The following is an 11,274-nucleotide window of genomic DNA, read 5'->3' as shown; positions in this document are numbered from 1 at the left end:
TTCTCTCCCTGATTGGATTTTTCGTTAGCGTTTGATTCCGCTATTGAGCCAGAAAGGTGCGGGGCGCACGGCCAGGTTAACCAGATGCATTAAGCCACGTTCCTGCTTCTCTCGAATCGCATGCTGTAACTCCAGCCAACCGTCCAGCCAAACATTCACCTCTTCGGCCGGATAAGCACCCGCCAGCAGGTTCACCGCCAACAGCTGGCGATTCAGGCGCGTCGCTTTATCCTGGAACTCATTGAATAGTTGAACATCAACGAATGTTTCTCTGAGATCGGCGGCAATACGACTTAGCATAATATCGCTAAAGCGCTTGAACGATCCCTGCAGCTTGCTTTTGCTCTTGTCGTCGAGCCATTTTTGCCACTGCGACTCGACCAGCCAGTGAGTAAGTGCTAACTGAGCCTCAACCGAAGTTAACGAAAAGCAGGTAGCTTCAGCATTGTTCTCATCATCGGCCAGCAACTCTTCCTGACGGGTTAATTTCTGGCGCAGATCGCTGCTGGCTTTGCGTGGCACCAACGCACCAAACAGTGAGAACGCCTGACGCAGCGTTTCCAGCGCATCAATTACCGCTGCTTTGGCATCTTTATCACCACGCAGCCACACTTCTTCGTGATATTGCCAATGATTCAGTGCCGCAGTCATTGCGTTGATCATGCCCTGCTCAACCGACGCTTTCGCGGCGATTTTCTGCAATGGCAACGTACGGATGGGGCGCGGTAAGTTACCCTGCGCCAACTGATAGCCTCGCGCGGCTTTGCTCAGGCTGCCGAGACGTAATCCGCCCATCGTAACCAGCGCTTCAGCGAACTTCAGCATGTCATCGCGTTGACCACTTTTAAGCTCCAGCTCGACTTCATAAAGCGGTTCGCTGAATTCACCGGCAGCGACTTCGCCGCGGTCAAACGCCACTTCAATTTCGCTGTCGCCAAATTGCACCAACCAGGCTTCGCGCTGGAAATGAGTGCTGAACAGCGGCTGTAGGCGCGATTGCAGTGCAGCAATATCGGTGCCCTGCGGCCAAATCTCGGCTGGCAGGCGCGCGATATCCAGCTGCGGCTCCGTGAGATCAACATTGTATTCCGGACGCTGATGCAGACCGCCAACGGTTTTACCGGCCGCTTTCAGCGTCATTTCATAGCGTTGATCAACGCCACGAATGCGCAGGCCCATGTCCCAGCGACGCAGTTGGTTGTCGTCGGTTTCATAATAGATATTGGTCAGCTCGCGCGCGGCGAAGTGCTGATGTGGCCACGCGGCAAGCTTTTCCGCCAGTTTTTCGGCGGCTTGCGGTGTAGCAATGAACTTTAATTCGATTTCGATGGTCATAATTTTTTATTCAATACGCTGCTGGCACTTACGAGTTTAATCTGGCGAAGAGTAATGCACCGGAAGCCCGCTGTCTCCGCTTTCTTGTGCTTTTACGACCCTTTTCGCACCGGATTGAGACCAGGATAGTTCTCATTCAGATTTTTGAGAAGCGTCTCCAGACTGTGCCGGTAATTTTACGCCATTAAGAAAAAACGACATCGAATGAAAAAAATCACACTTGCTGCCCTTTCTTTGCTGGCTTTCAGCGCCATCACACCTGCTCATGCTGCTGACGAAAAACGCTACATCTCCGATGAATTATCCACTTGGGTGCGCAGCGGTCCGGGCGATCAATATCGCCTAATCGGTAAGCTGAACGCCGGAGAAGAAGTGACCTTGCTGCAGACCAATAACGACTCTCAATATGGTCAGATTCGTGATGCAGAAGGCAAAACTAACTGGATTCCACTGTCGCAACTGAGCGCCAGTCCTAGCCTGCGTACCCGCGTACCGCAACTGGAGCAGCAGGTTAAAGATCTGACGGCCAAGCTAGCGAATATTGACAACAGCTGGAATCAGCGCACTTCTGAGATGCAGAACAAAGTCGCCAACAGCGACGGCACCATTGATGGCCTGAAAGCGGAAAATCAGAAGCTGAAAAATGAGCTGATTGTCGCGCAGAAGAAAGTCAGCGCCGCCAATGTGCAGCTGGATGACAAGCAGCGCACCATCATCATGCAGTGGTTTATGTATGGCGGCGGCGTGCTGGGCGTTGGTCTGCTGTTGGGTCTGTTGCTGCCGCATATGGTGCCGCGTCGTAAGAAAAACGATCGCTGGATGAACTAACGCGCCACGCAGATTTGTTCTTTTATTTAAGGGGATCGTAAGATGCCCCTTTTGGCGTGCCCGATATTTAGCCAAAGTATGCAACAATAAAGTAACAAGCGTGTTCAGCACGCAATTTTTGATCTGCCTCTGGAGTGGTTGAGTGAAGACGTTTCTGGTCGGTGGCGCAGTGCGCGATGCCTTACTGCGTTTGCCGGTAAAAGATAGAGATTGGGTTGTAGTAGGCGCGACGCCAGATGCGATGCTGGCGGAAGGTTATCAGCAGGTTGGCCGGGATTTTCCGGTTTTTTTGCATCCGCGAAGCCGTGAAGAGTATGCGCTGGCGCGTACTGAACGCAAAAGCGGCAACGGTTACACCGGCTTTGTGACGCAGTTCGCGCCGGATGTCACGCTCGAGCAAGATTTGCAGCGCCGCGATCTCACCATCAATGCCATCGCCCAAAGCGACAGCGGTGAGCTGATTGATCCGTATGGCGGTCAGCGCGATCTGGCGAAACGCCAGCTGCGCCATGTTTCCGCCGCCTTTAACGAAGATCCGCTGCGTGTACTGCGCGTGGCGCGTTTCGCCGCCCGCTTTGCCCATCTGAATTTCCGGATTGCTGATGAAACCCAGGCGCTGATGCGCGAAATGGCGGTCAGCGGCGAACTGGCGCATCTCACAGCAGAACGGGTGTGGAAAGAGACGGAAAAAGCGTTGCTGACGCGTAATCCACAGGTCTATTTCCAGGTATTACGTGATTGCGGCGCGCTGCAGGTGCTGTTCCCGGAAATCGATAATCTTTATGGCATTCCGGCCCCGATCAAATGGCATCCCGAGATTGATACCGGCATCCATGCGCTGATGACGCTGGCGATGTCCGCTGCGCTCTCGAATCAGCTTGATGTGCGTTTCGCTACGCTGTTCCACGATGTCGGTAAGGCGCTGACGCCAGCAGAAAAATGGCCGAGCCATCATGGTCATGGCCTCGCGGGCGTGCCGATTGTTGAAGCGCTGTGCCAGCGCCTGCGCGTGCCGAATCAGGTGCGTGATTTGGCGTTAGTGGTGACCGAATTCCATGACGTGGTGCACACCATTGAGCGCCAGCCAGCTGACGCGTTAATCGCGCTTTTTGATCGAATTGATGCCTGGCGCAAGCCCGATCGCGTGGAGAAGATGGCGCTGACCAGCGAAGCGGATGCGCGCGGGCGTGCGGGTCTGGAAAGCATGACTTATCCGCAAGGCGACTATTTGCGTCAGGCGTTTGCGCTGGCGCAAGCGGTGCCAACCAAAGATGTGGTGGCAGCAGGTTTTAAAGGGGCGGAAGTGCGGGAAGAGTTGACGCGTCGGCGTGTGGTGGTGCTGCAGGCGCAATTGATTAACGCGCGGCCAGTGTAACCAGCCGCGCGGGGCAACTTACATAAAGATGGCGTAAACCACGGCCGCAACAATGAAGCGGTAGATAGCGAAAGAGACGAACGAGATACGCTTGATCAGCTCAAGGAACACCTTGATCGCCAGCAGCGCCACGACGAAAGCCGTTACAAAACCGACGGCAAACATTGGGAAATCCTGCATCGTCAGGAAGCCGAGGCTCTTGTAGAGATCCAGTCCGGTGGCGCCAATCATCATCGGCACCGCCAGAATGAACGAGAACTCTGACGCTGCATAACGGCTCACGCCCATCAGCATACCGCCAGAAATCGTCGCACCTGAGCGCGAGAAGCCCGGCCACAGCGCCAGGCACTGGAAGCAGCCAATCATAAATGCCTGACGGTAGGTGATATCGTCAACGCCAACCGCTTTCGGCTGCTTCGGCTTGAAGTATTCCGCTACCAGCAGCAGCACACCGCCGACCACCAGCGCATACATCACGTTGATCGGGTTAAACAGCGTTTTGATTTGGTCGTGCAGCAGCAAACCAATCACCACCGCTGGCACCATACCCAACAGAATATGAATCAGGGTTAATTTGCCCGTACCCACGCCTTCATGTTTGACCTCACCGAAGTGAATGCCGATCAAACCAAACAGGCGACGCCAGAACATCACGACCACAGCCAGAATCGAACCGAGCTGAATCACCACTTCGAAGGTTTCAGCGGTCTGGCCTTCAAAACCCAACAGATGGCCAACAATAATCATGTGGCCCGTGGAAGAGACCGGCAGGAATTCCGTGAGGCCTTCTACAACCCCCAGGATTGCAGCTACCCAAAGCTGGTGAATGTCTGCCATCAAAATATTTCCTCTATCCGTTTTAAACAGTAAAAAGGCGGTCGCAAAGGGCTACCGCCTGAAATTATGCCTGCGTCACGCTGAAGGAAACCTTAAGAAATTCGGTCACTTCCTGCTGGTTAGCGCAACGGCCTCAAGTGAGACACACCATAATTTGGTTTGGTTTCATTGTGATGGCAATCACGGAAGATTTATTTCGGAATAGTCCCGCGCTCAATACGCACGCCAACGCTGGCCGCCTGGGCTACAGCGCCCGGTTTGCCTACCTTTATGCGTACTCCAGGGGTTTTGAAACGATTCATCAACAGATCGGCGATTTCTTCTGCTACCCTTTCGACCAGGGCAAAACGCTGGCCTTGCAGATGATTGAGGATCACTTCCGTGACATCGGCGTAGCTCAGACAATCATTCACATCGTCGCTGGCGGCGGCGTGACGGTTGTCCCACGCCATTTCGACATCGAGCACCAGCTTCTGCTGCATGCCCTGTTCCCAGTCGTAAACGCCAATAGTTGTGAACACGGTAAGCTGCTCGATAAATACGATATCCATGATGTCAGTCTCTGTTTTTGGCTAAGCCGGATACCACTTCCGGCGGATTATGCGTATTATCCACGCTTATCGAGAACAAAACGACCCAAAAGGAACGGTACGACGCTATGAGTGCTATCGCGCTTGGTATGATTATTTTCGCGTATCTTTGCGGCTCGATTTCCAGTGCGATACTGGTCTGTAAACTGGCTGGTTTACCCGATCCGCGCTCGCAAGGCTCAGGCAATCCTGGCGCGACCAACGTTTTGCGCATTGGTGGCAAAGCCGCCGCCGCGGCGGTGCTGATTTTCGACGTGGCAAAAGGCATGCTGCCGGTGTGGATCGCTTATCTGCTACACGTTGCCCCGCTCTATCTTGGCCTCACGGCGATTGCCGCCTGTCTGGGCCACATCTATCCGGTGTTCTTTCGTTTTCGCGGCGGTAAAGGCGTGGCAACGGCCTTTGGTGCGATTGCGCCGATTGGCTGGGATTTGACGGGATTGATGACCGGAACCTGGCTGCTGACGGTGCTGCTAAGCGGCTATTCGTCACTTGGCGCGATTGTCAGCGCGCTGATCGCACCCTTTTACGTGTGGTGGTTCAAACCGCAATTCACTTTCCCCGTTTCGATGCTCTCGTGTTTGATTCTGTTGCGGCACCACGACAACATCCAGCGCCTGTGGCGCGGCCAGGAAAATAAGATCTGGAAACGGAATAAGAAGAAATAAAAAAACCGGCGCAAGGCCGGTTTTTTTATATGGCGGGCAATTCTGCCAGCGGCCAGCGCGGCCGCACGCTGACGCTGAGTCCACCGCTGGTGCCGCCTTTGAGGCGCACCATGCCCGCGTAAGCAATCATCGCGCCGTTATCGGTGCAAAACTCAGGGCGTGCGTAAAACACCTCGCCGCCACGCTTTTTCATCATCTCGGCCATGCGCTCACGCAACGTGCGGTTGGCGCTGACGCCACCCGCAATCACCAAACGTTTAAAGCCAGTTTGCTCAAGCGCGCGTTTGCACTTAATCATTAAGGTATCAACCACCGCATCTTCAAATGCGCGAGCAATATCCGCGCGAGCTTGCTCGTCGCCCTGATGCTCGCGAATGGTATTCGCCGCAAAGGTTTTCAGGCCGGAGAAGCTGAAATCCAGCCCCGGACGATCGGTCATTGGCCGCGGGAAGCGGAAACGGTTTGGCGTGCCTTGCTGCGCCATACGCGACAGCATCGGTCCGCCGGGATAATCCAGCCCCAGCAGCTTGGCGGTTTTATCGAACGCTTCGCCAGCCGCATCGTCAATCGATTCGCCCAATAAGGTGTATTCACCAATGCCGGTCACGCTGATCAATTGCGTATGCCCGCCGGAAACCAGCAGCGCGACAAACGGGAATTCCGGCGGATTCTCTTCCAGCATCGGCGCCAGAAGATGCCCTTCCATATGATGCACCGGCACCGCCGGCACATTCCAGGCGAATGCCAACGCTCGGCCAATGGTGGCGCCAACCAGCAGCGCCCCCACCAATCCGGGCCCGGCGGTGTAGGCGACGCCGTCAATCTGTTGTGGCTCAAGGCCCGCTTCTTTCAGTGCCGCCTGAATCAGCGGCACGGTTTTACGGACGTGGTCACGCGATGCCAGTTCCGGCACCACGCCGCCGTAATCGGCATGCAGTTTCACCTGGCTATATAGTTGATTTGCCAGCAGACCGGACGCATCGTCGTAAATCGCGATGCCGGTTTCATCGCAGGACGTTTCAATACCCAGAACTCGCATAGCTTTTATCACCCTCTTCGTGCGGCGCGCAGTGTAACACAGGCAATTCTCACGCCAGAGACTTTGCCCCTGAAAAAGTGTTTTTCTGTCGCACAAAGAGTGCGCTATACTCCACGGCCTGAAAAAACCGGCAGCCGCGATGGCATATGCCCCTGTTGGTTCTAAATTATACATGGTGCTTTACAAGTCGGCCGCGGCTGGAGTAAAATGCTGCACCATTTTGAAATGTGCTGGCGCCGCAGTCAGCAGCAAAAACCGAATTTTATCGAGGTAAGAGTTACATGCCGGTAATTAAAGTACGTGAAAACGAGCCGTTCGACGTAGCACTGCGTCGCTTTAAGCGTTCATGCGAGAAAGCAGGTGTTTTGGCAGAAGTTCGTAGCCGTGAGTTCTACGAGAAGCCTACCACTGAGCGTAAGCGCGCTAAAGCATCTGCAGTTAAGCGTCACGCCAAGAAACTGGCTCGCGAAAACGCACGCCGCACTCGTCTGTACTAATTTCTTGCGGAAGCTTGCTTCCGCCGCGTGATAAACGCAGACAGAGTCAAGTAAAAGGCCGTGCTTTCCGAAAGGAAGCGCGGCTTGTTGTCGTTTATGAGCTGAAAAATCGGGGCTTATGGCTGGACGAATTCCACGCATATTTATCAACGACTTACTTGCCCGCACGGACATCGTGGATATTATCGATGCCCGCGTTAAGCTGAAAAAGCAGGGTAAGAACTATCACGCGTGCTGTCCTTTTCATAACGAGAAAACCCCCTCTTTCACCGTAAGCGGTGAGAAGCAGTTCTATTACTGCTTCGGCTGTGGCGCCAAAGGCAACGCCATCGACTTCCTGATGAATCACGATCGTCTGGAATTTGTTGAGAGCGTTGAGGAGCTCGCCACGCTTCATGGCTTAGAAGTGCCATATGAAGCGGGCAACGGTCCTAGCCAGATGGAGCGCCATCAACGTCAAAGTCTTTATCAGTTGCTGGATGGCCTGAACGGCTTCTATCAACAGAGCCTGCGTAATCCACAAGCGCAATCTGCACAGAACTATCTCGCCACGCGCGGTCTTAGTCAGGAAGTGATCGATCACTTCGCTATCGGCTATGCGCCTGCGGGTTGGGATAATGCTCTGAAGCGCTTTGGGCAGCAGAAAGACGATCGCGAATCGCTGATGGAAGCGGGCATGTTGGTCAGCAATGACTCTGGCCGCACCTACGATCGCTTCCGCGATCGTGTGATGTTCCCTATTCGCGATAAACGTGGCCGCGTGATTGGTTTTGGTGGCCGCGTGCTGGGCAACGATACGCCGAAGTATCTGAACTCACCCGAAACACCGATTTTCCATAAAGGCCGCCAGTTATACGGACTTTATGAAGCGCAAAAAAATCATCCGCAACCCACGCGTTTGTTGGTTGTCGAAGGTTACATGGACGTGGTGGCGCTGGCGCAGTTTGGCATCGATTATGCCGTAGCTTCGTTGGGCACTTCGACCACCGCTGAACACGTTCAGCTGCTTTACCGCTCAACGGATACCGTGATTTGCTGTTACGACGGCGATCGCGCCGGACGTGAAGCGGCATGGCGTACGCTCGAAACCGCATTGCCTTACATGAATGATGGTCGTCAGCTACGCTTTATGTTTTTGCCCGATGGCGAGGATCCGGACACGCTGGTACGCAAAGAGGGCAAAGCAGCCTTTGAAGCGCGGATGGAGCAGGCTACACCGCTCTCCACATTTTTGTTCGACAGCCTGATGCCGCAAGTGGATTTGAGTACACGCGATGGCAAGACCAAGCTGGCGACCTTGGCGTTACCGCTGATTAGTCAAATTCCCGGTGAAACGCTGCGCATTTATATGCGTCAAACCTTGGGTAATAAACTCGGGATTCTTGACGATAACCAGTTAGACAAGCTGATGCCGAAGCTGGCAGAAAGCGGAATGCTGCCAACTGCCCCACCGTTGAAGCGCACCACCATGCGCGTATTGATCGCGTTATTAGTGCAGAATCCGCAATTTGCCTCCATCGTGCCTACACTGGATGGACTGGAGCAGTCAAAAATGGCGGGTTTACCGCTATTTGTGGAGTTAGTCAGCCGTTGTACAGAAAATCCTGGCCTGACCACCGGACAGCTACTAGAGTTATATCGCGGAACAAATTTTAGCCAGCCCCTTGAAACACTGGCCACCTGGAACCACATGATAGTGGATGAAGAGGCGGAAGAAGTGTTCCAGGATTCACTGGCGAGCATTTACGATTCCGCACTCGAACAGCGCCTTGAAGCGCTGATAGCGCGCGAGCGAACTGAAGGCCTAAGCGCCGTCGAACGCCGTGAATTCTGGGCTTTAAGCCAGGCATTAGCGAAAAAATAAGATTTTAACGGGATCAGAACTGCAAGTACGTTAAAAACAGCATTCTGGTTCAGTGATTTCCGGAATAATAGACGCGATAAGCGAAGCCGGAAACACACAGCACAAATTTAGAGGCGTCAACGTCGCAGCCAGTTTCAGTGCTGCCAGCGCACAGCAACCGGAGCGTACTGAAGTACGTGAGGATTGCGAGCACTGCCAGCACTGAAAATGGCAAGTAGGTTAGCCTCGGAAAGAACACAAGCGGCTTAAGTGCCGATTATAGATGGGCTTCAGCCCTGGCCGCGATGTAGGCAGCGGCAAAAACACAACGCCTTCACTGTTATAGTTGGCTCGCGCCGACCGACACCAATCTAATTAACAGAAGTGTGGATACCGTCTTATGGAGCAAAACCCGCAGTCACAGCTTAAGCTACTTGTCACCCGTGGTAAGGAGCAAGGCTATTTGACCTATGCTGAGGTCAATGACCATCTGCCGGAAGATATCGTCGACTCCGATCAGATCGAAGACATCATCCAGATGATTAATGACATGGGTATTCAGGTTGTTGAAGAAGCGCCTGATGCTGATGATCTGATACTGAATGAAAACAGCTCCGATACTGACGAAGATGCCGCAGAAGCCGCCGCTCAGGTTTTATCCAGTGTTGAATCTGAAATTGGCCGTACCACCGACCCGGTGCGCATGTACATGCGCGAAATGGGTACCGTTGAACTGCTGACGCGCGAAGGCGAAATTGACATCGCTAAGCGCATCGAAGACGGTATCAACCAGGTCCAATGCTCTGTAGCCGAATATCCGGAAGCGATCACCTATCTACTCGATCAGTATGATCGCGTTGAAGCGGGCGACTATCGCCTGTCTGACTTGATCATCGGCTTCATCGATCCTAACGCGGAAGAAGATATCGCGCCGACCGCCACGCACGTGGGTTCTGAGTTATCTCAGGAAGATCGTAACGACGATGAAGAAGAAGATGAAGAGGATGACGACAGCTCTGACGACGATAATTCTATCGATCCAGAACTGGCTCGCGAGAAGTTTGGCGACCTGCGTACGCAGTATGAAACCACGCGTACCGTCATCAAAGCGAAAGGTCGCAGCCATGCTGACGCCGTAGCCGAAATCCAGAATCTCTCTGAAGTGTTCAAGCAGTTCCGCCTGGTACCGAAGCAGTTCGACTACCTGGTAAACAATATGCGTGAAATGATGGAGCGCGTGCGTACGCAAGAGCGCCTGATCATGAAGCTGTGTATTGAACTGTGCAAGATGCCGAAGAAAAACTTCATCACGCTGTTCACCGGCAACGAAACCAACCCAAGCTGGTTCAAAGCCGCGCTGGCAATGAACAAACCATGGTCTGAGAAGCTGCTGGAAGTTGAAGATGATGTGAATCGTTCGCTGTACAAACTGCAGCAGATCGAAGAAGAAACCGGCTTGACCATCGAGCAGGTGAAGGACATTAACCGTCGCATGTCTATCGGCGAAGCGAAAGCGCGCCGTGCGAAGAAAGAGATGGTTGAAGCAAACTTACGTCTGGTTATCTCTATCGCCAAGAAATACACCAACCGTGGTCTGCAGTTCCTCGATTTGATTCAGGAAGGCAACATCGGTCTGATGAAAGCCGTTGATAAGTTTGAATATCGTCGTGGTTATAAGTTCTCAACTTACGCTACATGGTGGATCCGTCAGGCTATCACCCGCTCTATCGCTGACCAAGCGCGCACCATCCGTATTCCGGTGCATATGATTGAGACCATCAACAAACTCAACCGTATTTCGCGTCAGATGCTGCAGGAGATGGGTCGCGAACCGACGCCGGAAGAGCTGGCTGAACGTATGCTGATGCCTGAAGATAAGATCCGCAAAGTGCTGAAAATCGCTAAAGAGCCGATCTCTATGGAGACGCCGATTGGTGATGATGAAGATTCGCATCTGGGCGATTTTATCGAAGACACCACGCTGGAGCTGCCGCTGGATTCCGCAACCTCGGAAAGCCTGCGCTCAGCGACCCACGACGTGTTGGCTGGCCTGACCGCGCGCGAAGCGAAAGTTTTGCGTATGCGTTTCGGTATCGATATGAACACCGACCACACGTTGGAAGAGGTTGGCAAACAGTTTGATGTAACGCGTGAACGTATTCGTCAGATCGAAGCCAAGGCGCTGCGTAAACTGCGTCACCCAAGCCGCTCAGAAGTACTGCGTAGCTTCCTCGACGATTAATCGTTGTCGAGACGAAAAAA

10 protein-coding genes are annotated in these 11,274 nt (G+C 53.5%); 6 read left to right on the top strand and 4 right to left on the bottom strand.

Annotated features, from left to right (window positions below):
• Window positions 1–24: 24 nt before the first annotated feature.
• Window positions 25–1,335, bottom strand: a complete 1,311-nt coding sequence (locus ACFQW4_RS16970; RefSeq protein ID WP_377726319.1) for an inorganic triphosphatase — start codon at window positions 1,333–1,335, stop codon at window positions 25–27.
• Between the two features lie 204 nt (window positions 1,336–1,539).
• Between ACFQW4_RS16970 and ACFQW4_RS16965 the strand changes: the two genes are divergently transcribed.
• Window positions 1,540–2,163: a TIGR04211 family SH3 domain-containing protein gene (locus ACFQW4_RS16965; protein ID WP_101762988.1), complete on the top strand. Its 624-nt coding sequence runs from the start codon at window positions 1,540–1,542 to the stop codon at window positions 2,161–2,163.
• Between the two features lie 142 nt (window positions 2,164–2,305).
• On the top strand, window positions 2,306–3,538 hold the full coding sequence (locus tag ACFQW4_RS16960; protein ID WP_377726317.1) for a multifunctional CCA addition/repair protein: 1,233 nt from the start codon (window positions 2,306–2,308) through the stop codon (window positions 3,536–3,538).
• A gap of 18 nt (window positions 3,539–3,556) precedes the next feature.
• On the opposite strand, the gene bacA is transcribed toward ACFQW4_RS16960, so the two are convergent.
• On the bottom strand, window positions 3,557–4,375 hold the full coding sequence (bacA, locus tag ACFQW4_RS16955) for an undecaprenyl-diphosphate phosphatase (protein WP_101762986.1): 819 nt from the start codon (window positions 4,373–4,375) through the stop codon (window positions 3,557–3,559).
• 191 nt (window positions 4,376–4,566) lie between these two features.
• Window positions 4,567–4,926, bottom strand: a complete 360-nt coding sequence (folB, locus tag ACFQW4_RS16950; protein ID WP_101762984.1) for a bifunctional dihydroneopterin aldolase/7,8-dihydroneopterin epimerase — start codon at window positions 4,924–4,926, stop codon at window positions 4,567–4,569.
• 107 nt (window positions 4,927–5,033) lie between these two features.
• On the opposite strand from folB, the gene plsY reads away from it, so the two are divergent.
• Window positions 5,034–5,633 (top strand): glycerol-3-phosphate 1-O-acyltransferase PlsY, encoded by a 600-nt coding sequence (gene plsY, locus ACFQW4_RS16945; protein WP_101762983.1) that lies wholly within the window; start codon window positions 5,034–5,036, stop codon window positions 5,631–5,633.
• 25 nt (window positions 5,634–5,658) lie between these two features.
• Here the strand turns inward: plsY and tsaD are convergent, their stop codons facing one another.
• A complete protein-coding gene (gene tsaD, locus ACFQW4_RS16940; RefSeq protein ID WP_377726314.1) occupies window positions 5,659–6,672 on the bottom strand; it encodes a tRNA (adenosine(37)-N6)-threonylcarbamoyltransferase complex transferase subunit TsaD in 1,014 nt (337 codons plus the stop codon).
• Between the two features lie 281 nt (window positions 6,673–6,953).
• On the opposite strand from tsaD, the gene rpsU reads away from it, so the two are divergent.
• From rpsU to rpoD, 3 genes are all read left to right on the top strand, one after another.
• Window positions 6,954–7,169, top strand: a complete 216-nt coding sequence (rpsU, locus tag ACFQW4_RS16935) for a 30S ribosomal protein S21 (RefSeq protein WP_008103436.1) — start codon at window positions 6,954–6,956, stop codon at window positions 7,167–7,169.
• A gap of 118 nt (window positions 7,170–7,287) precedes the next feature.
• Window positions 7,288–9,033: a DNA primase gene (gene dnaG, locus ACFQW4_RS16930; protein ID WP_377726312.1), complete on the top strand. Its 1,746-nt coding sequence runs from the start codon at window positions 7,288–7,290 to the stop codon at window positions 9,031–9,033.
• A gap of 379 nt (window positions 9,034–9,412) precedes the next feature.
• Window positions 9,413–11,254, top strand: a complete 1,842-nt coding sequence (gene rpoD, locus ACFQW4_RS16925; RefSeq protein ID WP_064738465.1) for an RNA polymerase sigma factor RpoD — start codon at window positions 9,413–9,415, stop codon at window positions 11,252–11,254.
• Window positions 11,255–11,274 lie beyond the last annotated feature (20 nt).

Source organism: Pantoea sp. GCM10028869 (assembly GCF_042666835.1).
In the GTDB taxonomy this organism is placed as follows: domain Bacteria; phylum Pseudomonadota; class Gammaproteobacteria; order Enterobacterales; family Enterobacteriaceae; genus Pantoea; species Pantoea leporis.
Note: the sequence above shows the minus strand (reverse complement) of the source record. Positions and strands in the feature narration are given on the sequence as shown.